A 25,682-nucleotide genomic window follows, 5' to 3' on the forward strand; every position below is an offset into this window, starting at 1 on the left:
CTAGGTGTTTTTTCGAAGGGCGGGTCAAAAAGCGTGGAAGATCAACGCCTCGCGGAACGCATAAACCTTCGGACCAGGGCCGGAAATTTAGCCGTCCGGGCCGGCCCGGCGGGTTTTCCGCCTAAAGGAACTGCTGCGGATCGATATCGACCTGCACCCGCAGCCCTTTCGTCGGCTTCGGCCCCCGGCCGAGCCAGGTGCGCAGATAGGACTGGAGGTCGAATTGTCGCGGCGCCATGGCCAGCAGGCGGAAGCGGAAGCGGCCCCGTACCATGGCGAGGGCGGCTTCGGCCGGGCCCAGAAGGGTCACCGCGGCATCGTTCGGCGCTGCCCGCGCCAGGGCCCGGGCGTAACCTTCGGCAAAAGCCCTGTCCGGACCGGAGACGATGACCGCCGCAAGTCGGCCGAAGGGTGGCAGGCCGGCCACGCGCCGTGCGTCGACCTCCGCCTTGTAGAAGGCATGCTTGTCACCGGACATGAGCGCCCTGATCACCGGGTGGTCGGCATTGTAGGTCTGCAGCAAGCCCTGGCCGCCGCCGGAGACACGGCCGGCGCGGCCGGTGACCTGGGCAAGGAGTTGAAAGGTCTTTTCCGCCGCCCTCGGATCGCCGTGGGCCAGGCCCAGGTCGGCATCGATGACGCCGACCAGTTTCAGCTTGGGAAAGTTATGGCCCTTGGCCACCAGTTGCGTGCCGATGATGATGTCGGCGCCGCCCTCCTCGACGATCTTCATCTCCCGCTTCAGCCGTTCCGGGCCGCCGGGCAGGTCCGAGGACAGGACGAGCGTGCGGGCCTGGGGAAAGAGATCGGAGACCTCCTCGGCGATTCTCTCCACACCCGGTCCGCAGGCCACCAGGCTGTCGGCGCTCTGGCAGGCGGGGCAGGCATCGGGGATCTTCTCGAAATGGCCGCAGTGGTGGCAGACCAGCTTCTTCTGGAACCGGTGCTCCACCAGCCAGGCGCTGCAATGGGCGCACTGGAACCGGTGGCCGCAGGTCCGGCAGAGCGTCAGCGGCGCATAGCCGCGCCTGTTCAGGAACAGCAGCGACTGATCGCCCGCGGCAAACGTATCCTTGATGGCATGGACAAGCCGGGGCGCCAGCCAGCGTCCCCGCTCCGGTCCGGACAGGCGCATGTCGACGACGTGAAGGTCCGGCATGGCGGCACCGGTGGCACGTTCCGGCAGTTCGAACAGCTCATAGCGGCCAAGCTCCGCATTCACCCGGCTTTCGACGGACGGCGTTGCGGAAGCCAGAATGACGGGAAACTTCGACAGATGGCCGCGCACCACCGCCATGTCCCTTGCGCTGTAGGGCACGCGGTCGTCCTGCTTGAAGGCCGCGTCATGCTCCTCGTCGACGACGATCAGGCCGAGTTCCTTGAACGGCAGGAACAGCGAGGAGCGGGCGCCGATCACCACGCGGACATCACCGGACGCAACGCCGCGCCACACGCGGGCGCGGTTCTTCGGCGTGATCTCGGAATGCCATTCGGCAGGATAGACGCCGAAGCGCTGTTCAAAGCGGCGCAGGAACTGTTCGGTCAGCGCAATTTCCGGCAGCAGGACCAGAACCTGTTTCTCCCGCCGCAAGGCTTCGGCGATCGCCTCGAAATAGACTTCCGTCTTGCCGGAGCCGGTCACGCCGTCAATCAGGCAGACGCTGCCGCCGGTCTTGTCGAAGGTTTCGATCAGGCCGTCGACGGCCGCCTGCTGGGCCGGCGTCAGGGCTTTCGTCGCATAGTCGATCTGAGGTTTCGGCGGAGGCGGCGCCGCCGGCATGGAGACTACCTCCAGGACGTTCTGATGAATCAGGCCGTCAATCACCGAGGCCGACACACCGGCCGCATGGGCGAGGCCGCTCCTGGTCCAGGCAAAGCCGTCCTCCATGGTGGCAAGAACCCGCTGGCGCGCCGGCGTCGACCGGTCGGGCGCCGCTCCCTCGATCCGGCGCACGCCGGCGATCGGGGCCTCGGGCTCCAGGGCCTCTTCGGAGCGCAGCACCATGCGCACGACCATGCCCGGCGCACCGAGCGTCCAGTTCGCCACCCAGTCGACGAACCGCCGCAGGTCCCGATCGAGCGGCGGCGTCGTGTCGTAGACCCGGGAGATGGTCTTGAGTTTTTTCGGATTGATGGCGGCGTCCGGCTCGATGTCCCAGACGGCTCCGATCACCTCGCGCGGGCCCAGGGGCACCTTGACGATCGTGCCCGGCACGACCGACTGGCCGGCAGGCACCTTGTAGGTATAGGCGCCCGGCACGGCGACCGGCACCAGAACGCTGGCAATCGTTTCCTGGAGATTTGGATCGTCAAACAGCACTGTTCGTCAGGTCCTCGCCCATCGCGAATGCCGGCCCGCGCCGCCGCATCGACGGCCTTCCGGCGCGCAGCATGTCATTGCCTGTCGAGCACCTGCATTCAAGGCCTGCCGTTCTTGAGGTACGTACCACAAAATTTTCTTCCACCGGAGAATCAGGGGTTCTTCTTGCCATGATCCTAGGGTAAAGAGAGCCCGGCACCAATTCATGATGCAATCGTTTTGCCCAGGATGCGGGACAGACTGTCCGCCGCCCGATGGCCGCCTCACACGGAGCTAGAGACCTATGAAATTCTTCGTCGACACAGCCGACACAGCCGAGATCAAGGAACTGGAGGCAACCGGCCTTCTGGACGGTGTGACCACCAACCCGTCGCTGATCGCCAAGTCCGGCCGTGACTTCAAGGAAGTGATTGCGGAAATCTGCTCGATCACGGAAGGCGACGTTTCGGCGGAAGTCGCGGCGACCGATTTCGGCACCATCATCAAGGAAGCCCATACGCTGCGCGAGATCGCGAACAACGTGGTTATCAAGCTGCCGCTGACGTTCGACGGGCTGAAAGCGTGCAAGAAGCTGACGGAGGAAGGCACCAAGACCAACGTCACCCTGTGCTTCTCCGCCAATCAGGCCCTTCTGGCCGCGAAGGTCGGCGCGACCTACATTTCCCCGTTCATCGGACGCCTCGACGACATTCACTTCGACGGGCTCGATCTGATCCGCGAAATCCGCGTGATCTACGACAATTACGGCTTCGACACGCAAATCCTTGCCGCATCCATCCGCACGCCCAACCATGTCAAGGAATGCGCAATCATCGGCGCCGATGTCGCGACGGTTCCGCCGTCCACGCTGAAGGGGCTCATCAAGCACCCGCTGACGGACAAGGGCCTCGATGCCTTCCTTGCCGACTGGTCAAGGACCGGACAGTCCATTCTCTGAGCCTGATATCCGGCAAGGCACCGGGCTCCACGGCCCGGTGCTTGCAGTCGGACGGGGCGGGCATGAGTTTCATCGTGTGAAAATTCGCGGGCGTTAACCGATCCGTACAACCTGTCGGCCACAATGGCGTCATGTGCGCACAACCGGCAGACAACGATTCCCTTCTCGTCATCGCGCGGCCTGACCTCAATCAGCGCGTCGATCAGTGGCTCGACCATCTGTCCGACGAGCGCCGGCTGTCGGACAAGACACTGCTTGCCTATGAGCGGGACCTCAGGCAGTTCCTGCGTTTTCTGACCAACCACCTTGGCGGCGCGCCGTCCGTGAAGGATATCGCGGAGCTGCGGCCCGCGGACTTTCGCGGCTTTCTGGCAACCCGGCGACGGCAGGGAGTGCAAAGCCGGTCCCTGGCCCGCGGGCTCGCCGGCATCCGGTCGTTCCTGCGTTTTCTCGAACGCCGCGGCGAGGTCAATGCCGCCGCCTCCGGCGCGGTGCGCCCGCCCCGACAGGCTCGCTCGCTGCCCAAACCTGTCTCCTCGAAAGACGCGATCGTCCTGACCAGCGGCGATCTTTGCATGGAGGGCGAGGCCTGGATCGAGGCGCGCAACGCGGCGGTGCTGACCCTGCTTTACGGCTGCGGCCTGCGCATTTCGGAGGCGCTGTCGCTCACCGGCAACATGGCCCCCAAACAGGGCACCAGGACCATGCGCATCATCGGCAAGGGGCGGAAAGAGCGTATCGTGCCCATCCTGCCCGCCGTCTGCGAGGCGGTGGAGGCCTATCTCAAACTCTGCCCCTATGCGATCAGCGCCAGCGGCCCGCTGTTCCTGGGCGCGCGCGGCGGTCCGCTGAACCCGCGCATGATCCAGCTGGCCATGGAGAAGCTGCGCGGTGCGCTCGGCCTGCCCGACACGGCGACGCCGCACGCTCTGCGCCACTCCTTTGCGACACACCTTCTGGCAGGTGGCGGCGATCTCAGGACCATTCAGGAATTGCTCGGCCACGCGAGCCTCGCCTCCACGCAAATCTATACGGAGATCGACAGCGCGCACCTGCTGAGCGCCTATGACAAGGCCCACCCGCGCAGGTAGGATAGCGTGCGGTCCGGAAGGGACCGGATCCGATGAGCCAGGGTCCGGACCCATGAAATTGAATGCACTGGCCTTCCTGCAGGGACAGCTTGTGTGTGTCCTTTATCCATCTGGAGAGTGCGAATGCGCCTGTTTGTCATCGCCGCCGGACTTTTCCTGCTCTCAGCAGCGCCCTCGCTCGCCGAGCGCATCTACTGCCCGATCCCGCAGGACGGTGTCTGGGTCAATCCGGATGCGGAGGCGAAGGAGATCAGCCGCGTTGAAGTGGAAAGCCGGTGCGAGAACGATCAGGTGTTCGTGCGCGTGCGCGCCTTCACGTCCTGTGTGCCGCGCGACTGCAAGTGGGGCTGGACGGAGGCCGAGCTGCGACCCGACGGTGCGGTTCAGGTGCTTCTGATCGGTTTCCTGAGCAGCAAGCAGATCACCCTGAAAGCCTTCGGCGAACTGCTCGACACGCAGGTCATCAACATCGTCAACGACTTGTCCGAGCCACGCACGCAAGAGACCTATAACCTGCGGCGGAAATAGCGGCGCGGAGTTCTCCGAACGGCAGGGATACCGGCTTTTTTCTTGCCGGGCCGCCCCGATGCCCTATCCTATTTCCTGCTGTGTCAAATCTACGCAGCGATACGGACGGAGGCTTCTCATGCGTCTACTGAAAACCGCCATTGCCGCTCTCGCCCTCACGGCATTCGCCATTCTGCCGGCAAACGCCTGCTCCTTGCACAAGAGCGCAAAGGCCAAGGAAAAGATGTCGGTTGCGGAAACGATCGTCGTCCCGGACGTCGATACGGATGTATCGACCGCAACCAACGACTTGACTGACGATGTGGTCAAGGGAACGATCATTCTGCCGGCACCGGGCGAAAAACCTGCCGAATAGTCCGGTGTCTCTCATGCACTTCAGCTGAACCCGCTGCCCTGCAGTGGGGGTGGCTGCCGGTGGAAGCCTTTCCCTGGGCTGCCGACCCGACCGCCTTGCACGAAAAATGCTGAAACGCGCCTTTTTTAGGCCGCAGCGGGGCTGCAAGTTTCTTGCCTCTGTTTGACGGTCGAGAATCGGGTTTCAGTTTCGAATGATGTCCAGACGCCGCCTTCTGCAGGGCCTTGGCACAACCGTTTTGGCTGCCGTCTCCGCCCCTGCCTATGCGATCGGCATCGAGCCGTTCCGCCTGCGCATTCAGCGCTATCACCTCACGCCGCCGCGCTGGCCGCGGGACCTCAAGCTGACCGCGGCGCTGATCGCCGATCCGCATGTCTGCGATCCGTGGATGAGTCTCGACCGGGTGCGGTTCATCGTGGAGCGCACCAACGCCCTGAAGCCGGATATCATTCTGATGCTCGGCGATTACGTCGCCAGCCACAAATGGCAATACGACCCCATTCCGCCGCAGGCCTGGGCGGATCTGTTCGGGGAGCTGTCGGCACCTCTCGGAACCCATGCGATCCTTGGAAACCATGACTGGTGGGACGACAGGCAGGCGCAACTGACCGGAACGGGGCCGACCGAATACGGCCAGGCACTCCTCAATGCAGGTATCGAGCTCTATCAGAACCGGGCGAAACGCATTCACAAGGACGGCGAGGCCTTCTGGCTGGCGGGCCTCGACGACCAGATGGCGCTGGCCCCCAACAAACAGTTGAACCGCCGCGGATGGCGCGGCCTCGACGATATCCCCGGCACGCTTGCCCAGGTGAGCGACGACGCTCCGATCCTGCTGATGGCCCATGAACCTGACATCATCGGGCAAGTGCCCTCCCGCGTCAGCCTGACCTTGAGCGGCCATACCCATGGCGGGCAGATCAACTGCTTCGGCTACACGCCGGGCTACAAGGCCAAGCACGGCCAGTACAATGCCTATGGACATATCATCGACACCGGGGGAACGACGCTCACCCGGCATCTGGGCCTGTCCATGGAACCGAGGCACCTGATCGTGTCGGGCGGCCTCGGGTGCTCGCTACTACCCGTCAGGTTCGGCGTGCCGCCCGAAATCACCGTGGTGCATCTGGGCGGAACGGAAGCAGCCTCGGCGTGACCCGCCGGATTGCTCAGGTTCCGGGCGCGGACTGGGCCGGGGGCAGCCGGTATTCCCGGATCGCCTGGGTCAGGATCTGGACCGCGGAGCTGACGAAAAGTCCCGCCATCAGGCCGGCGACGATCAGGTCCGGCCAGGCCGTCGCGGTGCCCCACACGCCCAGGGCGGCGAGCATCACTGCGATATTGCCGATGGCGTCGTTGCGCGAACACAGCCACACCGACCGCACATTGGCGTCGCCGTCCTTGTAGCGCACCAGCAGCAGAACGCTGGTGAGATTGACGGCCAGCGCCAGGAACCCCACGGACCCCATCACCACCGCCTGCGGCACGCCGAGTACGAACACCTGGTACAGCGTCGAGGTCGCCACCCACATGCCCATCAGCAGCAGGCTGACGCCCTTTGCCAGGGCGGCAATCGAGCGGGTCTTCAAGGCGGAGCCAATTACCGCGAGGGAGATGCCGTAGGTGACGGCGTCACCGAAGAAATCCAGGGCATCCGCCTGAAGGGCCTTCGAGCCGGCAGCGTGTCCGGCCACCATTTCAAAGGCGAACATGCCGGCATTCAGCGCGATGACCAGCCACAGACGGCGGCGATAGTCCTTCGACACGCCCTCAAAGCTTCCAGCAGACTGTCCGCAGCACGCACCCATGTTCCGTTTCCTGTCACTCGACCTGTTGAATTCCGGTTTCAGTGCCTATGTAATCCCTATAGCGACTAGAGCTTCAAGAGGCGTTTCATGGATTTTTCCATCGGCGAATTGTCACGGCATACCGGCGTGAAGGTGCCGACCATCCGCTACTACGAAAAGGAGGGCCTTCTGGAGGCACCGCTGCGCACCGAGGGCAACCAGCGGCGCTACCGACAGTCCGACCTGGACCGGCTCGGCTTCATCAGGCACTGCCGCGATCTGGGCCTGCCGATGGAAGCCATCCGCGACCTGATCGAGCTCAGCCAGCATCCGGACAAGCCCTGCGAAGCGGCCGACCGGATCGCCGTGCAGCAACTGGAGGCGGTGCGCCAGCGCATCGCCCATTTGAAGAAGCTGGAAGCGGAATTGAAGCGGATCGCGGCAAGCTGCAAGGGCCCGCATACGGTGACCGAGTGCAACGTGCTCAAGGCGTTCGGGGATCACCGGCTGTGCCGGGAGGAACATTAGGGAAAGGCGCCTGCCCTCTCCCCATGTGAGGAGAGGGCAGGCGTATCAGCACACTCAGCTTTGCAAGACCGGGTCTTACGAGTGGATCGTCTTGGCAAACGCTCCGAGGGCGGCTTCCTTGACGGCCTCCGACATGGTCGGGTGGGCATGGCAGGTGCGGGCGAGGTCTTCGGCCGAGCCGCCGAACTCCATCAGGACGGCCGCCTCATGGATCATTTCGCCGGCTCCGAAGCCGACGATGTGAACGCCCAGAACCTGATCTGTCTTGGCATCGGCCAGAACCTTGGCAAAGCCGTCGGGGCGGTTCATGGCACGGGCGCGGCCATTGGCGGCGAAGACGAACTTGCCGGTCTTGTAGTCGATCCCGGCGTCTTTCAGCTCTTCCTCGGTCTTGCCGACGGAGGCAACTTCCGGCTGGGTGTAGACGACGCCCGGAATGACGTCGTAGTTCACGTGGCCGGCCTGTCCGGCCAGGATTTCGGCAACCGCAACGCCCTCGTCCTCGGCCTTGTGCGCCAGCATCGGACCGGCGACCACATCGCCGATCGCATAGACGCCGTCGACATTGGTCTTGAAATGGGCATCGATCTGAACCCGGCCGCGGTCATCGAGCGCGATACCGGCAGCGTCGAGGCCGAGACCTTCGGTATAGGGGCGCCGGCCGATGGCGACCAGGACGATGTCCGCCTCGATCACGTCCGCATCACCGCCCTTGGCAGGCTCCACGGTGACGGCAAGACCCTTGCCCTTCTTCTCGACCTTGGTGACCTTCGAGGAGAGCTTGATCTCCACGCCCTGCTTTTTCAGCATGCGCTGGAAGTTCTTGGAGAGGTCGCCGTCCATGGGGCCCAGGATCTTGTCCATGAACTCGACCACGGTGACCTCGGAGCCGAGGCGTTTCCAGACCGAGCCGAGTTCCAGGCCGATCACGCCGCCGCCGACCACGACGAGCTTGCCCGGTACCTTTTCCAACTCCAGCGCGCCGGTGGACGAGACCACCTGCTTCTCGTCGATCTCGACGCCCGGCAGCGGCATGACGTCGGAGCCGGTGGCAATCACGATGTTCTTCGTTTCCAGGATGGAGCTCTTGCCGTCGGCATCGGAGACTTCCACCTTGCCCTTTTCCAGGATCTTGCCCGTGCCGGTGTGGACGTCGATCTTGTTCTTCTTCATCAGGAAGGAGATGCCGTTCACATTGGCGTCGACCACGTCGCTCTTGTGTTTCATCATGCCCGGCAGATCGAGCTTGGGCTTGGAGACCTTGATGCCGAGTTTTTCTAAGCCGTGACCGGCTTCCTCGAACACCTCGGATGCGTGCAGCAAGGCCTTGGAGGGTATGCAGCCGATATTGAGGCAGGTGCCGCCAAGGGTCGCGCGTTTTTCCACCACCGCGGTTTTCAACCCCAGCTGTGCGGCCTTGATCGCGCACACATAGCCCCCGGGGCCGGTTCCGATGACGACTAGATCATATTGGGACATTTTGGGTCGCCTTTGCCTCTTTCAATTGTCATCCAGCGAACTGGATCATGGTAGGATCGCCCGGCCTCCGGAGACATCGAGGATCGCTCCGGTTGTATAGCTGGACTTGTCGGACAGGAGCCAGAGAATTGCGTCGGCCACCTCGTCGGCGGTGCCGGCGCGCTTCATCGGCAGTTTGGATCGGATCCGGGCCACCCGGTCGGGCAGCCCTCCCGATGCGTGGATCTCGGTATCGATGATGCCGGGGCGGACCGCGTTGACGCGGACACCCTCCTCGGCGACTTCCAGGGCGAGGCCGACCGTCATGGAGTCGATCGCGCCCTTTGCGGCCGCATAGTCGACATACTGGTTCGGCGCGCCCAGCTTGGACGCGGCCGAGCCCAGATTGACGATGGCGCCGCCCTTGCCGCCGTGCCGCGTCGACATCCTGCGCACCGCTTCGCGGGCGCACAGGAACGAGCCGATGACGTTGACGGAGAACATGCGGGCCAGGCGCGCGGCCGACATTTCGTCCACCCGCTGCGGGTGATCGACCACGCCGGCATTGTTGACCAGGCCGGCGAGGGTTCCAAGCCCGTCCGCCGCCGCGAACAGGTTCAGGACATCGGCTTCGTTCTGAACATCGGCCTGAACGGCCAGAGCGTTGCCTCCCGCGGATCTGATATCGCTGACCACGGCTTCGGCCGCTTCGGCATTGCCGGCATAGTTGACGACGACCACATGGCCGAGCGCCGCCGCCTTGCGGCTCACCGCAGCGCCGATGCCGCGGCTTCCCCCTGTCACCAAAATGACCTTGTCCGATTTCGCCATGACCGGTTCGGTGCCTATCGGTTGCTCGTGGGGTGAAGGTGCTCGGCTCCGCGGCCGCCTGCCCAAAGGCCTATCAGGCTGCCGTCTTCCGTCAACGCATAGACGACCGGTGTGGTATCGCCCCAGTCGACGGTCAGCACGTTGCCGGCAAACTCGCCGACGCCGCGATAGCTGTCGGCGCCGACTTTCCAGGCAAGCGTGTATTTCCGGCCCTGGCGGGAAATGTTCACGGTGCCCTTGTAGGTCGTGCCGTTTGGATTGAACCCTTCGACGCGGTAATCGCCTTCCGATAGCTCAAGCTCACGGGGCGCCGCCTTTGCATAGGGCGTCAGGGTCTCCGTTGCCGTCCCGTCGGCCCATTCGCCCTCGAGAGTCCCGTCAACGCCGAAGGTATAGACGACCGGGTTCTTGTCACCCCAGTTGACCACCAGCATGCGGCCGGCGAACTCGCCGACCCCGGTGAAGACATCCTTGCCGATCCACCAATTGAAGCGCACCTTGCCGTTCTCCGGCGTGATCGTCAGGACGCCCGAATAGGTGCTGCCATCCGGATTGCGGCCATCTGCCTGATAGATGCCGGAGATCTGGCGCGCGGGGCCGGCCCGGTCGACGCTTTGCGCGAGCGCCTGACCTATCGGAGCCGTTACGGCCGTCTCGTTGTTCGGCATCTCCGCAAACCCGCTGCCACGCTCGACAAAGGTGAAATCGCCGAAAAAGGTCGACGACATCCACGGCGTCTGCAGGCCCGCCGTTTCCTGATATACCCCCTTCAGCGTGCGCTTGAAGGTCTCTTCCAGGCTGAGCGACGGGGTCTCGATCGCGCTGGCCAGGTGCTTTGTGTAAGGACTGTTGGAGCCCTCGCCGTCCAGCGCCACCGCGCCCGGTGACGTGGAATAGGACACGAACAGGCTGGCATTGCTGTCGATGCGGGAAAGGCCCTTGGTGGCACCGCTGATCGGATTGTTGCGGCAGGCGTCCAGGACGATGATGTTGAGCCCGTTGTGGGCCGCGGTCATAGCATCGACCGCTTCGCTGACGGCCAGCGACTGGCGCTTGAGCGTCTCTTCGTCCGACACCTCGCCGCCGATCGGCAGCAGGTAGTTCTCGCCGTGGATCTGCACGCCATGGCCGGCATAGTAGAACAGCCCGACGCCGCCGCCGCTCGCCTTCAGGCTTTCGCCGAAGGTGCGGATACCGTCCGCCATGCCCTCGCGGCTTGCATCCGTCTGAAGGATGACGTTGAACCCGGCCTTTTCGAGTGCGCGCGCGATCGCACGCGCGTCATTGACCGAATTGGCAAGCGGGCTGAGATCGTAATCGGCGTTGCCGATGACCAGCGCGGTGCGCGGCTGCTCCGCAAGGGTTGCCGCCGTCAGCCAGAAAACGGAAAAGGTGAGGAAAAATACCGCCAGAACCCGGCGAAGCAATCTGCTCATTTTTCCTCCCTTTCCTGCCTGTTCCACCCGGCCGCTCCGCGGCCTCTATTGCTCGGCCAGAGCCAGCCTCAAGCCGAAGCCGGCAAAGGCCGCCGCCACCGTCCGGCGCATCCAGACCATCACCCGGTCACTGCGCAGGACCTTTTCGCCCACCAGCGAGGCGAACAGGCCGTAGACCACGAAAACCGCCAGGGTCATCGCCATGAAGACGCCTCCCAGCATCAGCATGTCCAGCGTCGGGCTGGCCGCCGCGGGGCTGACGAATTGCGGCAGGAAGGCGAGGAAGAACACGGTCAGTTTCGGGTTGAGGATATTGATCAGGAAGGCGGTGCGGGCAATCGCCGCGAAGCTCTTGCGCGCGCTCCTGTCGGCCTTCAGGTCCATCGGCCCGCTGGCCCTGAGCGTCTGCCAGGCCAGGTAAAGCAGGTAGGCGACGCCGGCATATTTCACCGCCTGGAACACCAGGGCGCTGGTATGCATCAGGGCCGCCAGGCCGATCACGGACGCCAGAATGGCCGGTATGATCCCGAGCGTGCAGCCGCAGGCGGCGGCAAGCGATGCCTGCCGCCCCTTGCCGAGCCCGACCGCCACGGTGTAGACGACGCCGGTTCCGGGAACGAGCACCACGATCAGCGCGGTGATCAGAAATTCCAGGCTCATTCTCCGGCTCCTTCGTGCGTTACAGGCGTGACGGCTGCCGGATCAGAGATCCAGGACCAGACGCTGCGGGTCTTCCAGGCTTTCCTTGACACGGACCAGGAAGGTCACCGCTTCCTTGCCGTCGACGACCCGGTGGTCATAAGACAGCGCCAGATACATCATCGGACGGATCACCACCTGGCCGTTCACGGCCATCGGGCGCTCCTGGATCTTGTGCATGCCCAGGATGCCGGATTGCGGTGCGTTGAGGATCGGCGACGACATGAGCGAACCATACACCCCGCCGTTGGAGATGGTGAAGGTGCCGCCGGACATATCAGCCATGCCCAGTTTGCCGTCCCGGGCCTTCCGGCCCAGATTGCCGATTTCCTGTTCGATTTCGGCAATGGACATCTGGTCGGCATCGCGGACCACCGGGACCACGAGGCCCTTGTCGGTACCCACGGCAACGCCGATGTGGCAGAAGTTCTTGTAGATGATGTCGGTGCCGTCGATCTCGGCGTTGACGGCCGGGATCTCCTTCAGGGCATGGGTCACCGCCTTGGTGAAGAAGCCCATGAAGCCGAGCTTGACGCCATGCTTCTTCTCGAACAGGTCCTTGTACTGCTTGCGCAGCTCCATGACCGGGCCCATGTCCACCTCGTTGTAGGTGGTCAGCATGGCGGCCGTGTTCTGGGCGTCCTTCAGGCGGCGCGCAATCGTCTGGCGCAGCTTGGTCATGCGCACGCGCTCTTCGCGGGCCTCGTCATCGGCGGCCACCGGACCGCGTGAGATCTGGGACGGCGTCGGAGCGGAGGCGGCGGCGGTCGCACCGGAGGCAAGCGCGTCGAGGACGTCGCCCTTGAGCACCTGGCCGCGTTTGCCGGTACCTGCAACCTGATCGCCGGAAAGCTTGTTCTCCGCCATCATCTTTGCAGCGGAGGGAGCCGGCGGCATGGATGAGCCCGAAGCTGCGGCCGGTGCAGCCTTCTCGGCCGGAGCGGCTTTCCCGGCCGAAGCCGCAGCGGCTCCTTCGCCGGACGGGTCGATCTGGCAGAGCAGCACGCCGGGTTCCACGGTGGTCCCGGTCTCCGCCACGATCTTGACGACCTTGCCGGCGACCGGCGCCGGGATTTCCTGGGCAGCCTTGTCGGTTTCCAGTTCGACAAGCGTGTCGTCGGCCTTGACCATGTCGCCGACCTTGACGCTCCATTCGCCGACTTCCGCTTCGGTGACGGATTCACCGGCGCTCGGCGTGACGACATCGACCAGTTCGGCTTTGCCGGCTTTCGCCCCCGATTTGGTTTCCGCCTTGGTTTCGGACTTGGCTTCGGCCTTGGCGGAGGATGCCGGTGCGTCGGATGCGCCCGAGCCTTCGGCGATCTGACCGAGCAGCGCGCCGACCTCAACCGTGTCGCCTTCCTTCACGACGATGTTCTCCAGCGTACCGGCTACCGGGGCGGGGACTTCGACCGTTACCTTGTCGGTCTCCAGCTCCACCAGGGGTTCGTCCTGACTGACGGTATCGCCCGGTTTTTTGAACCACTGTGCAATAGTTGCTTCAGAAACGGATTCACCCAGGGTGGGCACGCGAATTTCGGTTGCCATGGTCACCTTCTCTTAAAAAATTGCCCGGCCTGTTTTTTTGAAAAGAGGGCCGAAGGCCCCCTTGTGACTAGTTTCCCAGAGCCTCTTCGAGAAAGGCCTGCATCTGCGCCAGATGCGCGGACATCAGGCCCGTCGCGGTCGAAGCGGTGGCGACACGCCCGGCGTAGCGCGGGCGGCGGCACTTGGCATCGATCTGCTCCAGTACCCACTCGATATAGGACTCGACGAAGAACCAGCTGCCCATGTTTTTCGGCTCTTCCTGGCACCAGACCATTTCGGCCTGCGGGAAGCGGGCGAGCTCCATCATCAGCGCCTTTTTCGGGAACGGATAGAGCTGTTCGACGCGCAGGATGTAGACGTCGTCGATGCCGCGCTTCTCGCGCTCCTCGAAGAGATCGTAATAGACCTTGCCCGAACACATGACGACCCGGCGGATCTTGTCGTCGGCAACCAGTTTGCCGTCCGAGCTCAGGTTCGGTCCCCAGTCGTCCCACAACAGGCGGTGGAAGCTGGACTCCGGGCCGAGCTCGCTGAGGGTCGAAATCGCCCTCTTGTGGCGCAGGAGAGACTTCGGCGTCATCAGGATCAGCGGCTTGCGGATGTCGCGGCGCAGCTGACGGCGCAGAATGTGGAAGTAGTTGGCCGGCGTGGAGCAGTTCGCCACCTGCATGTTGTCTTCCGCGCACAGCTGCAGGAAGCGCTCCAGACGCGCGGAGGAGTGTTCCGGCCCCTGTCCTTCATAGCCGTGCGGCAGAAGGCAGACGAGACCCGACATGCGCAGCCACTTGCGCTCTCCGGAGGAGATGAACTGGTCGAAGATCACCTGCGCGCCGTTGGCGAAGTCGCCGAACTGGGCCTCCCACAGGGTCAGCGCCCGAGGCTCGGCAAGCGAATAGCCGTATTCGAAACCAAGGACCGCTTCCTCCGACAGCATAGAGTTGATGACCTCGAAGCGTTGCTGATCCGGATCGACGTTGTTCAGCGGGATGTAGCGGCTCTCATCCTCCTGATCGTAAAGCACCGAATGGCGCTGGGAGAACGTGCCGCGCTCGCAGTCCTGACCGGACAGGCGGACGGGATGCCCCTCTTTAAGCAGGGAGCCGAAGGCGAGGGCTTCCGCCGTCGCCCAGTCGACGCCCTCGCCGGTTTCAATCATCCGCTCGCGCTGGTTCATGAAACGCGCGACGGTGCGGTGAATGTTGAAGCCGTCCGGCACATGGGTCAGCGCGCGGCCGAGCTGTTTGAGTTCATCCATCGGAAGACCGGTCTGGCCGCGGCGCGGATCGTCTTCGTCGGCAGCCCGTTTCATGCCGGCCCATTTGCCGTCGAGCCAGTCCGCCTTGTTCGGCTTGAAGGCCTGGCCCGTGTCGAACTCTCCGTCCAGATGCTTGCGCCAGTCGGCCTTCATCTGGTCGACTTCCTCCTGGCTCACCACGCCTTCGTTGACCAGCCGCTCGGAGTAGAGCTGCAGGGTCGTCGCATGCTTGCGGATCTTGCGGTACATGATCGGCTGGGTGAACGCCGGTTCGTCACCTTCGTTATGGCCGAAGCGGCGGTAGCAGATAATGTCGATGACCACCGGGCGGTGGAATGTCTGACGGTATTCGATCGCGATCTTGGCGGCGAAGACCACGGCTTCCGGATCGTCCGCGTTGACGTGGAAGATCGGCGCTTCGATCACCTTGGCCATGTCGGACGGATAGGGGGAAGAGCGCGAGAAGCGCGGGTTCGTCGTGAAGCCGATCTGGTTGTTGATGATGACATGAACCGAACCGCCGGTGCGGTGGCCGCGCAGCGCCGAAAGACCGAAACACTCGGCAACGACGCCCTGGCCGGCAAAGGCCGCATCGCCGTGCAGCAGGAGCGGCAGAACGGTGCCGCGGTCGATTTCGGTGGTTTCGACAAAGCGGCCATTCTCGTCGGACGCGAGCTGATCCTGTTTCGCGCGAGCCTTGCCGAGCACCACCGGATTGACGATTTCCAGGTGCGACGGGTTTGCGGTCAGCGACAGGTGCACGTTGTTGCCGTCGAACACGCGGTCGGAAGAGGCGCCCAGGTGATATTTCACGTCGCCGGAGCCTTCCACGTCGTCCGGCGCGTAGGACCCGCCCTTGAACTCGTGGAATATCGCGCGGTGCGGCTTGCCCATGACCTGGGACAGGACGTTCAGGCGGCCACGGTGGGCCATGCCGAGAACGATTTCCTTGAGGCCCATCTGGCCGCCGCGCTTGATGATCTGTTCCAGCGCCGGGATCAGCGCCTCGCCGCCATCCAGGCCGAAGCGCTTGGTGCCGGTGTATTTGACGTCCAGGAACTTCTCAAAGCCTTCGGCCTCGATGAGCTTGTTCAGGATCGCCTTCTTGCCCTGGGAGGTGAAGGCCACCTGCTTGTCCGGACCCTCGATGCGTTCCTGGATCCAGGACTTGGCGGCGGGATCGGAAATATGCATGAACTCGACACCGAGCGTCGAGCAATAGGTCCTCTTCAGAATTTCCAGCATCTCGCGGATGGTGGCGTATTCCAGACCCAGAACATGATCGATGAAGATCTTGTGGTCCCAGTCGGCTTCCGTGAAGCCGTAGGAAGAAGGATGCAATTCCTCGTGATCGCCCTTGCCGGCAAGACCCAGCGGGTCGAGATCCGCGTGCAGATGGCCGCGCATGCGGTAGGCGCGGATCATCATCAGGGCACGAACGGAATCGCGCGTTGCCTGATGGACCTGCGCATCCGAAAGCGCTTCACCGCCGGTCTCGGCCTTCTTCTTCAGCTTGTCGCCGATTTTCTGCTCGATCGGCGCCCAGTTGCCGTCAAAGGCATTGACAAGGTCGCCATCGGCCTCGATCGGCCAGTCTTTGCGCTTCCAGGTCGCCCCGCGCGCTTCCTTCAGGACGGCTTCCTTCTCGTCCTGGAAGGCAGCAAAGAAATCCCGCCACTCGGCCTCGACCGAATTCGGATCCGTCTTGTACTGCGCGTAGAGGTCTTCGATATAGGCTGCGTTGGCGCCGTAAAGCAACGACGTCAGTGCGAATACGTTGTTCGCTTCCTGCCGTGCCATGTCCTTCAGCGGAGAGTGCTCCGCCCTTTTGTTTAGGCGGGCCTGAAATATGACCCGCGGCCGGTTTCCCTACAATGGCCGATGCAAGGCACCGGCCCCTCGAAAATTGGTTACGGCACATGCGGCGCCGCAACCCATCCTTTCACCATGCAACAGGAAACGTAAACAGTTTCCGTCCCCTGCGGCAAAGTTTTCCTGGCGATTTCAGCCCTTCAGAACCTGAAGCAGCGTCTCGCCGAGCTTCGCCGGAGACGGTGACACCTTGATGCCCGCCTCTTCCATCGCCGCGATCTTGTCTTCCGCGCCGCCCTTGCCGCCGGAGATCACCGCGCCTGCGTGGCCCATGGTGCGGCCCGGAGGTGCCGTGCGGCCGGCAATGAATCCGGCCGTCGGCTTGCTGCGGCCCTTCTTGGCCTCGTCCTTCAGGAACTGGGCGGCTTCCTCTTCGGCCGAACCGCCGATCTCGCCGATCATGATGATCGACTGGGTCTCGTCATCGGCCAGGAACATTTCCAGGATGTCGATGAATTCGGTGCCCTTGACCGGGTCGCCGCCGATGCCGACCGCGGTGGTCTGGCCGAGGCCCGCATTGGTGGTCTGGAATACCGCCTCGTAGGTCAGCGTGCCGGAGCGCGAGACGACGCCGACGGATCCCTTCTTGAAGATGGAGCCGGGCATGATGCCGATCTTGCATTCTTCAGGGGTCAGGATGCCGGGGCAGTTCGGGCCGAGCAGGCGGGACTTGGACTTGTCCAGCTTCGCCTTGACCCTGACCATGTCGGCAACCGGAATGCCTTCGGTGATGCAGACGATGAACGGGATTTCCGCATCGATCGCCTCGATGATCGCGGCGCCCGCGCCTGCCGGCGGAACGTAGATCACGGACGCATCCGCGCCGGTCGCTTCCTTGGCTTCGCCGACGGTGGCGAAGATCGGCAGCTCGGCAGCGCCTTCGACGCCGCGTCCCCAGGTCTCGCCACCCTTCTTCGGGTGAACGCCGGCGACCATCTTGGTGCCGTAGTATTCAAGGGCCTGTTCGGTATGGAACGTGCCGGTCTTGCCGGTCAGGCCCTGGACGATAACTTTGGTGTCTTTATTGACGAGGATGGACATTCACGCGCCCCCCTTAACGGCTTTCACGATTTTCTGGGCGGCGTCGTCGAGATCGTCGGCGGCGATCACGTTGAGACCGCTTTCGTTGATGATCTTCTTGCCGAGTTCGACATTGGTGCCTTCCAGGCGCACGACGAGCGGAACCTGAAGACCGACCTCCTGAACGGCCGCGATCACGCCTTCCGCGATCACGTCGCAGCGCATGATGCCGCCGAAGATGTTGACCAGGATGCCCTTCACGTTCGGATCGGACGTGATGATCTTGAACGCGGCCGTCACCTTCTCCTTGGAAGCGCCGCCGCCGACATCGAGGAAGTTGGCCGGCTCGGCACCGTAGAGCTTGATGATGTCCATGGTCGCCATGGCAAGACCGGCGCCGTTGACCATGCAGCCGATGTCGCCATCGAGAGCAACGTAGGCGAGGTCGTGCTTGGACGCCTCGATTTCCTTCGCGTCTTCCTCGGTGACGTCGCGCAGGGTGACGATCTCGGGGTGACGGAAGAGGGCGTTGCCGTCGAAGGAGACCTTGGCGTCGAGAACGCGCAGGTGACCGTCCTTCATGACGATCAGCGGGTTCACTTCCAGAAGGCTCATGTCCTTTTCGACGAAGGCCTTGTGCAGCATCGGGAACAGCTCCATGCCGTCCTGGCGGGCCGCGCCGGTCAGTTCCAGCGCGTCGCAGAGCTTGCCGGCATCGGTTTGCGTGACGCCGGTCTCCGGATCGATCGGCAGGGTGATGATCTTTTCCGGTGTCTCTTCGGCGACGGCTTCGATGTCCATGCCGCCTTCGGTGGAGACCACGAAGGCCGGACGGCCGACGGACCGGTCGACGAGAATGGAAAGGTAGAGCTCACGCTCGATGTCGGCGCCGTCTTCGATATAGAGGCGGTTTACGACCTTGCCGGCCTCGCCGGTCTGCTTGGTGACCAGCGTGTTGCCGAGCATTTCCCTGGTGTGCGCCTTGACCTCGTCCAGCGAAAACGCAAGGCGTACACCGCCTTTTGCGTCCGCGGGAAGTTCCTTGAACTTGCCCTTGCCGCGGCCGCCGGCATGGATCTGGGACTTCACGACCCAGAGCGGGCCCGGAAGGCTCTTGGCGGCGTCTTCCGCTTCGCCGGCGGAGAAGATTGCAACGCCGTCGGCCACGGGAACGCCGTATTCCTTCAGCACTGCCTTGGCCTGGTATTCATGAATGTTCATTTCAATCCCCCGTTGTCGGAGGACCGTTCTTCCGGAGCGAAAGAACGGCCGGTTGTTCTTCGGGACAGACGCGGATCAGGCGAGTGCCGGCTGGATCTTCTTGCAGGCATCGACGAGACCGTCGACCGAAGCGACGGATTTGTCGAAGTTGGATTTCTCCTCGCCCTGGAGTTCGATCTCGATGACACGCTCCACGCCGTCGGCGCCGATCACGACCGGAACGCCCACATAAGTGTCCTTCAGGCCGTACTGGCCGTCGAGGGCGGCAGCACAGGGCAGGACGCGCTTCTTGTCCTTCAGGTAGCTTTCGGCCATCGAGATTGCGGCGGACGCCGGAGCGTAGAAGGCGGAACCGGTTTTCAGAAGGCCGACGATTTCCGCGCCGCCGTCACGGGTGCGCTGGACGATCTCTTCCAGGCGCCCGGCGGTGCACCAGCCCATCTTGACCAGGTCGGGCAGCGGGATGCCGGCAACGGTGGAATAGCGGGTCAGCGGCACCATGGTGTCGCCGTGGCCGCCCAGGACGAACGCGGTCACGTCTTCGACGGACACGTTGAATTCCTCGGCCAGGAAGTAGCGGAAACGGGCGCTGTCCAGAACGCCGGCCATGCCGACGACCTTGTTCTTCGGCAGGCCGGAGAACTTCTGCAGAGCCCAGACCATGGCGTCGAGCGGATTGGTGATGCAGATGACGAAGGCGTTCGGGGCGTATTTCGCGATCCCGGCCCCCACCTGCTCCATGACCTTCAGGTTGATCTCCAGGAGGTCGTCGCGGCTCATGCCCGGCTTGCGCGGGACACCGGCGGTGACGATGACAACGTCGGCTCCTTCGATGGCTTCGTAGCTGTTGGCACCGGCCAGTTTGGCATCGAATCCTTCCACCGGGGAGGATTCAGCGAGGTCGAGCGCCTTGCCCTGCGGAACGCCTTCCGCGATGTCGAAGAGAACGACGTCTCCCAGTTCCTTCAAACCTGCCAGATGTGCGAGTGTGCCGCCGATCTGACCTGAGCCGATCAAGGCAATTTTGTTCCGCGCCATATCGAAAGTTTCCCTTTACGTAAGATGGAACTCTATGCCATCCGCCGATGACCGACGATGGCACTACTCCCTTTGCCGCCCCTGTGCAACCTCGCCAAAAGAATATTGCGCAGTGCCCGGGCAAATTTTCTCGAATGTTCTCGTCCGCATACCTCTCCTATAGGGAATGCGGACCTATGCGTGTGCTTCGTGCTTTTCTCCCGCAAGGTACGCCTCAGACCGCATCTCGATCAACCGGGAGGCCGTCCGGTCGAATTCGAAGGCTTCCGTGCCACCGTCGGCGACATAAAGATCCTGGGGTTCCGCTTCCGCGGATAGGACCAGCTTGATGCCGCAATCGTAGAGCGTGTCGATCAGCGTGATGAACCGTTTGGCTTCGTTGCGCCGGGCCTTCGACATGACGGGCACGTGATCCACGAACACGGTGCCGTAGGCATGGGCGATCCGCAGGTAGTCGCTGGCCCCCAGCGGCTGCGAGCACAGCTCGCCGAACGTGAACCGGGCCGCCCCGGCCGCCGTGACCGGTACCGGGATCCGCCGTCCCTTGTTCTCCAGCTCCTCGCTGTGCGGCGTCATGCCGTGGGTGAGTTTCGCCCAGAGCGCATCCATCTGCGCATCCGCCGCCTCACCGAGCGGGGTCACATAGATCGGGGCGCCTGCGAGCTTCTCCAGCCGGTAGTCGGTGGGGGAATCGAGATGCAGGACTTCGACCTTCGAGGTCAGCAACCGGATGAAGGGGAGAAACAGCTGACGGTTGAGACCGTCCTTGTAAAGCTGCGAGGGCTCGACATTGGAGGTTGCCACCACGATCACCCCGTGCTCGAACAGCTGAGTGAAGAGACGGCCGAGGATCATTGCATCGGCAATGTCGGTGACGGAAAACTCGTCGAAAAGCAGGAGGCGGGTTTCGTCGGCGATCTGGGCCGCGACCGGCGGGATCGGATCGTCGCCCTTCACCTCGCCGCGCTTGTGCGCCTGGCGGTGGGTATGGATGCGCTCATGCACGTCGTTCATGAATTCGTGAAAGTGAACCCGGCGCTTGCGGCGGATCACCGTGACCTCGTGGAACAGGTCCATCAGCATGGTCTTGCCGCGCCCGACGCCACCCCACATGTAGAGGCCCTGAACGGAGGCCCACAGCTGGTTCTTCTTCTTGGCGAACAGCCAGCCGAGCGAACTCTTCTTCGAAGCCAGCCGGGTTTCGGCAAGCCGGGCGTTGAGCAGATCCAGCTGCCGAACCGCCTCCCGTTGAACAGGGTCTTCCCTGATCTCGCCGGATGCGATCAGCGCATCGTAGCGGGCATTCAGCGCGCGATTGACCGGCAGTTCCATCTTCAAGCGGCTACTCCCTCCATGAGACCTCATGGAGTCGTGAAGGTGACCAGGTGCGGGTCATCAAAACCCTGGGGCGGAATAAGGTCAAAACGTCGCAGATGCAAGTCATGATATGGTCGAACCCGGTCCCCCGGTTTCAAAGATTCGTTTTTCAACCGGTTGAAAACTAAAGAGTTCCTGATTCATGCCGATCGAACTTTTTCCCACGACCCGGATTGGAGCGGTCAGGCGGCACGGCTGATTGATACGAGTGGCGTCCAAATCCGGGTGGCGGCGTGCGTTGCCCCCCTCAGCCTTTCCCCTTCTCAGCACCATCAAATCTCGACTTGAATCGCGGCAGGCTCCCCCTCTCTCCCCTCGCGGGGGAGATGTCGGCGCGAGCCGACAGAGGGGGGTGAAGCGGTGCCGCAAACTCGCAGGTGCCTTTCTGCCGCAAGGCTGTCACCCCCCTCTGTCTCCTCTCGGAGACATCTCCCCCGCAAGGGGGAGAGGGTGCCAGGCTGCAGAGCCGGGCCGCGTGTCCAATCCTGGTGCTGACCATTTGGGACTTCGGCGGGATGCTGGAGAAGTCCACGTCCGGCCAGACGGCGTTTGATAACCTGCGCGCTCGCCATCTCGCCCGGAGACGGCAAAAAAACGCCTGCACCGGAAGATCCGGTTGCAGGCGGTGGAGCAAACTGATTGGAAGGAGCAAACTCTAGCGCAGAAGTAAGGTCGATTTGCGGCCGTTCTGCAATTCCTGAAGATAGAGGAGCTGAGCGACGAGGAAACACTCCGCCTGCTCGCTCAGATCGGCCCTGCGGCCGCGACCGTCCGTCAGCAGCCAGGCGTTGCCCGGCTTGACGACATCGCATTCGATCGGCGCCTTCGGGTCGAATCCGCCCTTGTCGAGAATGGTTGATCCGAAACGGTCGGTCTGACCGTTTTCCAGTCCCTTCATGCCCATGCGCAGACTGCGATAGACCTGCTGCACCGACTGGGCCGCGACGATTGCCGTCACGATGTCGTCGCCATCCATGGCGGCAAAGCGCACCACCCCGGATTCGGCAGGAATTGCGGCATTGGAGCAGGGCGTATGCTGAACGTCGCCGAGGGGCGTCCATTCGGTGCGCAGCGTGACCGTTGCCGGCTGACGAAGAGCGGCCATTTCCCTGGCCAGGCGCTTTTCAGCCACACGTTGCGGGTTTCCGGTCGGACGGTCCAGGCCGGAGGATTTCGCGGCGATCGACGTTCCACCGATCCTGAGACGGCGGAAGACGATGACGTCGCGCATCAGATCCGTGCGCTCAACCCTCCATCCGGCGTCCAGCCAGGCGTTCTGGTGAACCAGGCTGCCGCCGGAATTGGCCCACCAAGTCCTGTGTTCGCGTGCGCTTTTGGGAAGTGACGAGCCGATGATTTCTTCGACCTCGTCAAGCTTGGCCGCCCAGACCACATCTTCCAGACGCGCCAAATGTTCACGCAATGGTTCGTACTTCGACATGTGCACAGCCTTTCCGGTAGTAGAGGCAATGTACACACCTATAACGCGAACTGTCCAGTAAAAATTACCGAGGCTTATTAACGGCGCAGGGAGATCGGCGCCCCTGTGGAGGTCTGGCCGCTGAACTGTCCGGGAGCGCTGGAATAAAGCTGTGCGACGGTGACACCGGACCCGTCCTTCAGGACCACCTGGTTGCCGCTCAGATCCCATGCCGAAATGCCGGCCAGCACCGGAGCGGTACAACCCCTGGTATTGGCGCGATACCCGCCCGACCAGGAGGTCAGCGTCATGAAGGCCATGCAATTGTCGCCGGCGGAGGCAACCTTCCAGCCACCGAGAAGATCGGTGCGCCCGACCTGCTGGGCATTGGCCGGCGCTGAAACCGGGTTGCTGGTAAGATCGGTCGCGCCGGATGCCGGGTCCATGCTGGTCGTGCCCACGGGCGGTGCGTTGGGATCAAGCGGGGCCAGAGTGCCCGCCCCGACGGGCGTGGTCGGTGTTGCCGGCAGCGGTGCGGGCTGCTGGTTGCCCCCACCTGACAAACGCTGGCATCCCGCAGCCAGGATGACCATTCCCAAAACCAGAACAAGTTTTCCCGCGCGCATCATGACGAATCAGTCCCTCACCTTCGACCCAATATAAGTGCATCTCTTAGCCCAGAATTTGTCGAAAATGCAAAATCCGGATATTTGCGGCCGCGGAAGGCGCAAAGGCGTGGATCAGGCCACGTTCCACATGAGCGGCTTGCCGGCGGCCCGGGGCGGCTCCACCAGGCGGTCGATCGCCGTTTTGATCCGCAGGAAACAGTCCGCGCAGGCGCCGAAGGTGTCGGCAAGCTGCGGGTTGCGGGCAATGCTCCACCAGTGGCTGGAGGTCGTGGCCTTCCAGAAATGCGGCGGTTCGATCGGGTCCATGTCCGCAAGGTAGATCACCCTGTCGGGAATGACCGCATGCGGCATCAGGAAGATGCCGACCGGTTTCGGCGCAAGCCCCACCGTGTCGACACCTTCCGCGGACAGAAGCCGGTGGACATTCCGGTTCAGACCGGCCGCCGGCTCGATGCCCGCGGAAAATGCCCGCAACAGCCCCCCGGCCTTGAAATTCAGATAGGCTTCGGCCAATGGTCCCAGCAGGCTGTTGTCCGGGCAAAGGAACAGGACGGAGGTCTTTGTCACAAGAGCACCTTATCAAGAGATCACGTCGGGCGGATTGCGCCGCCTGGAGCATCCTGTCTGCGCGCATCCGGTCGCAGGCTGCCCCCTCCTACACTCTTGGCGGGAAATCTTTATGACAATAACCCGGCAAGTCTGAATTACATGAGGATATCCTCCACATCCTTGAAGCGAGTGCGGCTCTCCACCGCATGACCCGTGGCCGTTTTCTCTGCCATTTGACTGAATCCGCTCCGGCCTTCTCCCCTCCCGGGCTTTTTGAAAAGGAATGATCCATGCCGACAGCCATCTGGTGTATCCTGATCGCCGCTCTTCTGCCCGTCCTTTCGGCGTTTCCCGCCAAGCTGAGCAAGGAGTTCGACAATGCCAATCCCCGGGACCCGGACTACTGGCGCCACGGCTTCCGGGCGCGCGCGCAGGCCGCACAGGCCAACGGCTTCGAAGTTTTTCCCTTCTTTGCCATTGCCGTTCTCGTGGCGATGAGCCAGGGCGGCGACCCGCAGTGGATCGACCGGTTGGCCGTCCTCTTTGTCATGCTGAGAGTGATTTACGTATTCTGCTATTGGACCGATCGGGCCACTCCGCGCTCTCTGGCATGGGCGGTGGCATTCTTGACAAGCATCGCTCTATTCACCAGCTCCCTTTGGAGCTGAAACGGCACGACGAAACCAAAAATTTCTTCAATGGATCATTTGCACGGGCCGCTGGTTTCGGTAACGATGCCAGCATGTATTGCAGTTCCTCGACAGGCAGAGGTGTATTGTGCGGACGACTGACCAGACAACGGACAACACCTTGCCGGCGCAACGCGAGCGCACGGCTCAACGGCAGCTGGCCGATCGCCACATCGTCGACCTTCTGATAGCCGAACGTGGAAAACTGGTGATGGCGAGCCCATGGTGGCCGTTCATCAGACCCGTCGCGCACAAGTTCCTGCGCTACAAGTCCGCGGTCGAGATGGCTGACACGATCGCCCAGATGGAAGCACTCGACGTCTTCGCCCATCTGAGCGAGCTGCTGACCCTTGACGTCACCACGCTGGGCCTCGACCGCGTCCCGAGCGAAGGGCCCGTCGTGCTGGTCTCCAACCATCCGACCGGTATCGCCGACGGTGTCGTCCTTTACGATGCCATCAAGTCCAGGCGCACCGACTTCGCGATCTTCGCCAATCGCGACGCGATCCGCATCAACCCGCGCCTTGCCGACATGATCATCCCGGTCGAGTGGCGGGCAGACTTCAAAAGTCGGGAGAAATCCAAGGAAACGCTCAAACTCGCCTCCACGGCCTTCACCAAGGAACGCGTGGTTGTCCTGTTTCCCTCCGGGCGGCTGGCCTATTGGAACGAAGGCAGGCTGACCGAGCGGCCGTGGATGACATCCGCGCTGGCGCTGGCGCGCAAGAACAAGGCGCCCATCATCCCGATGCATATGGGCGGGCGCAATTCCGGTCTCTTCTATTTCCTTGCCCGGGTCTCGACCGAGTTGCGGGACATGACCGTCTTCAACGAGCTGCTCAACAAGAAGAACGCCAGGTTCCGCGTGCATTTCGGCAAGCCGATCCGGCCGGAACGCCTCGAGGGGGACCTTGGCGAGCTGACCGAACAGATGCGCATCCACTGCTCCGAAACGCTGGCCACCAATCCGGACGCGGAATTCTGACGCCTCCCTGACGTTTTCTGCCGATGCGTCCTGCGTCATCCACAGGCGCGGGCCGGCGTTGATTGCCCTTGCGGCGCGAATAAGACATGGTGCTTGGGAAATCTGAGGA

At 63.1% G+C, this 25,682-nt stretch carries 23 protein-coding genes; 8 read left to right on the forward strand and 15 right to left on the reverse strand.

Annotated features, from left to right (window positions below):
- Positions 1 to 121: 121 nt before the first annotated feature.
- Positions 122 to 2,320, reverse strand: coding sequence for a primosomal protein N' (locus ON753_RS18810; RefSeq protein ID WP_265964357.1), 2,199 nt, complete (start codon positions 2,318 to 2,320; stop codon positions 122 to 124).
- Positions 2,321 to 2,603: 283 nt separating this feature from the next.
- On the opposite strand from ON753_RS18810, the gene fsa reads away from it, so the two are divergent.
- The 5 genes from fsa to ON753_RS18835 all read left to right on the forward strand — a co-directional run bounded on the left by fsa (position 2,604) and on the right by ON753_RS18835 (position 6,387).
- Positions 2,604 to 3,257, forward strand: coding sequence for a fructose-6-phosphate aldolase (gene fsa, locus ON753_RS18815; RefSeq protein WP_265964359.1), 654 nt, complete (start codon positions 2,604 to 2,606; stop codon positions 3,255 to 3,257).
- Between the two features lie 131 nt (positions 3,258 to 3,388).
- Positions 3,389 to 4,348, forward strand: coding sequence for a tyrosine recombinase XerC (locus ON753_RS18820; protein ID WP_265964362.1), 960 nt, complete (start codon positions 3,389 to 3,391; stop codon positions 4,346 to 4,348).
- 123 nt (positions 4,349 to 4,471) lie between these two features.
- Positions 4,472 to 4,876 carry a serine/threonine protein kinase gene (locus tag ON753_RS18825; RefSeq protein ID WP_265964363.1) on the forward strand — a complete coding sequence of 135 codons (405 nt, stop codon included), beginning with the start codon at positions 4,472 to 4,474 and terminating at the stop codon, positions 4,874 to 4,876.
- Positions 4,877 to 4,994: 118 nt separating this feature from the next.
- On the forward strand, positions 4,995 to 5,231 hold the full coding sequence (locus tag ON753_RS18830) for a hypothetical protein (protein ID WP_265964365.1): 237 nt from the start codon (positions 4,995 to 4,997) through the stop codon (positions 5,229 to 5,231).
- Between the two features lie 193 nt (positions 5,232 to 5,424).
- The gene (locus ON753_RS18835) at positions 5,425 to 6,387 is read left to right on the forward strand and encodes a metallophosphoesterase (RefSeq protein WP_265964367.1); all 963 of its coding nucleotides are present in this window, start codon (positions 5,425 to 5,427) and stop codon (positions 6,385 to 6,387) included.
- 13 nt (positions 6,388 to 6,400) lie between these two features.
- Here the strand turns inward: ON753_RS18835 and ON753_RS18840 are convergent, their stop codons facing one another.
- Positions 6,401 to 7,039, reverse strand: a complete 639-nt coding sequence (locus ON753_RS18840; protein ID WP_265964369.1) for a cation efflux transmembrane domain-containing protein — start codon at positions 7,037 to 7,039, stop codon at positions 6,401 to 6,403.
- Between the two features lie 87 nt (positions 7,040 to 7,126).
- On the opposite strand from ON753_RS18840, the gene ON753_RS18845 reads away from it, so the two are divergent.
- Positions 7,127 to 7,546: a MerR family transcriptional regulator gene (locus tag ON753_RS18845; protein ID WP_265964371.1), complete on the forward strand. Its 420-nt coding sequence runs from the start codon at positions 7,127 to 7,129 to the stop codon at positions 7,544 to 7,546.
- 75 nt (positions 7,547 to 7,621) lie between these two features.
- Here ON753_RS18845 and lpdA read toward each other — a convergent pair whose 3' ends face one another.
- The 13 genes from lpdA to ON753_RS18910 form a co-directional block, all read right to left on the reverse strand.
- Complete coding sequence (lpdA, locus tag ON753_RS18850; RefSeq protein ID WP_265964373.1) at positions 7,622 to 9,025, reverse strand: dihydrolipoyl dehydrogenase; 1,404 nt, start codon at positions 9,023 to 9,025, stop codon at positions 7,622 to 7,624.
- 45 nt (positions 9,026 to 9,070) lie between these two features.
- Entirely contained in the window at positions 9,071 to 9,835 is a 765-nt protein-coding gene (locus tag ON753_RS18855) for an SDR family oxidoreductase (RefSeq protein ID WP_265964375.1), read from the reverse strand.
- Positions 9,836 to 9,849: 14 nt separating this feature from the next.
- Positions 9,850 to 11,271 (reverse strand): caspase family protein, encoded by a 1,422-nt coding sequence (locus ON753_RS18860; protein WP_265964377.1) that lies wholly within the window; start codon positions 11,269 to 11,271, stop codon positions 9,850 to 9,852.
- A gap of 45 nt (positions 11,272 to 11,316) precedes the next feature.
- Complete coding sequence (locus tag ON753_RS18865) at positions 11,317 to 11,931, reverse strand: LysE family translocator (RefSeq protein WP_265964379.1); 615 nt, start codon at positions 11,929 to 11,931, stop codon at positions 11,317 to 11,319.
- 42 nt (positions 11,932 to 11,973) lie between these two features.
- Entirely contained in the window at positions 11,974 to 13,518 is a 1,545-nt protein-coding gene (gene odhB / locus ON753_RS18870; protein ID WP_265964381.1) for a 2-oxoglutarate dehydrogenase complex dihydrolipoyllysine-residue succinyltransferase, read from the reverse strand.
- A 67-nt stretch (positions 13,519 to 13,585) separates the two neighbouring features.
- The gene (locus ON753_RS18875; RefSeq protein WP_265964383.1) at positions 13,586 to 16,573 is read right to left on the reverse strand and encodes a 2-oxoglutarate dehydrogenase E1 component; all 2,988 of its coding nucleotides are present in this window, start codon (positions 16,571 to 16,573) and stop codon (positions 13,586 to 13,588) included.
- A 204-nt stretch (positions 16,574 to 16,777) separates the two neighbouring features.
- Positions 16,778 to 17,686: a succinate--CoA ligase subunit alpha gene (gene sucD / locus ON753_RS18880; protein ID WP_265964385.1), complete on the reverse strand. Its 909-nt coding sequence runs from the start codon at positions 17,684 to 17,686 to the stop codon at positions 16,778 to 16,780.
- Positions 17,687 to 18,886, reverse strand: coding sequence for an ADP-forming succinate--CoA ligase subunit beta (gene sucC, locus ON753_RS18885; protein WP_265964386.1), 1,200 nt, complete (start codon positions 18,884 to 18,886; stop codon positions 17,687 to 17,689).
- 75 nt (positions 18,887 to 18,961) lie between these two features.
- Positions 18,962 to 19,924 carry a malate dehydrogenase gene (gene mdh / locus ON753_RS18890; RefSeq protein ID WP_265964388.1) on the reverse strand — a complete coding sequence of 321 codons (963 nt, stop codon included), beginning with the start codon at positions 19,922 to 19,924 and terminating at the stop codon, positions 18,962 to 18,964.
- Positions 19,925 to 20,098: 174 nt separating this feature from the next.
- On the reverse strand, positions 20,099 to 21,256 hold the full coding sequence (zapE, locus tag ON753_RS18895; protein ID WP_265967205.1) for a cell division protein ZapE: 1,158 nt from the start codon (positions 21,254 to 21,256) through the stop codon (positions 20,099 to 20,101).
- A gap of 700 nt (positions 21,257 to 21,956) precedes the next feature.
- On the reverse strand, positions 21,957 to 22,742 hold the full coding sequence (locus tag ON753_RS18900; RefSeq protein ID WP_265964390.1) for a DUF7662 domain-containing protein: 786 nt from the start codon (positions 22,740 to 22,742) through the stop codon (positions 21,957 to 21,959).
- A 77-nt stretch (positions 22,743 to 22,819) separates the two neighbouring features.
- Positions 22,820 to 23,350 (reverse strand): protease inhibitor Inh/omp19 family protein, encoded by a 531-nt coding sequence (locus ON753_RS18905; protein WP_265964393.1) that lies wholly within the window; start codon positions 23,348 to 23,350, stop codon positions 22,820 to 22,822.
- A gap of 111 nt (positions 23,351 to 23,461) precedes the next feature.
- Positions 23,462 to 23,917, reverse strand: a complete 456-nt coding sequence (locus tag ON753_RS18910) for an arsenate-mycothiol transferase ArsC (protein ID WP_265964395.1) — start codon at positions 23,915 to 23,917, stop codon at positions 23,462 to 23,464.
- A gap of 272 nt (positions 23,918 to 24,189) precedes the next feature.
- On the opposite strand from ON753_RS18910, the gene ON753_RS18915 reads away from it, so the two are divergent.
- Both ON753_RS18915 and ON753_RS18920 read left to right on the forward strand, forming a co-directional pair.
- On the forward strand, positions 24,190 to 24,567 hold the full coding sequence (locus ON753_RS18915) for an MAPEG family protein (RefSeq protein WP_265964397.1): 378 nt from the start codon (positions 24,190 to 24,192) through the stop codon (positions 24,565 to 24,567).
- A gap of 109 nt (positions 24,568 to 24,676) precedes the next feature.
- Positions 24,677 to 25,573: a GNAT family N-acetyltransferase gene (locus ON753_RS18920; RefSeq protein WP_265964399.1), complete on the forward strand. Its 897-nt coding sequence runs from the start codon at positions 24,677 to 24,679 to the stop codon at positions 25,571 to 25,573.
- Positions 25,574 to 25,682: the final 109 nt, after the last annotated feature.

Origin of the sequence: Roseibium salinum, assembly GCF_026240905.1 — a bacterium.
Classification (GTDB): Bacteria; Pseudomonadota; Alphaproteobacteria; order Rhizobiales; family Stappiaceae; genus Roseibium; species Roseibium salinum.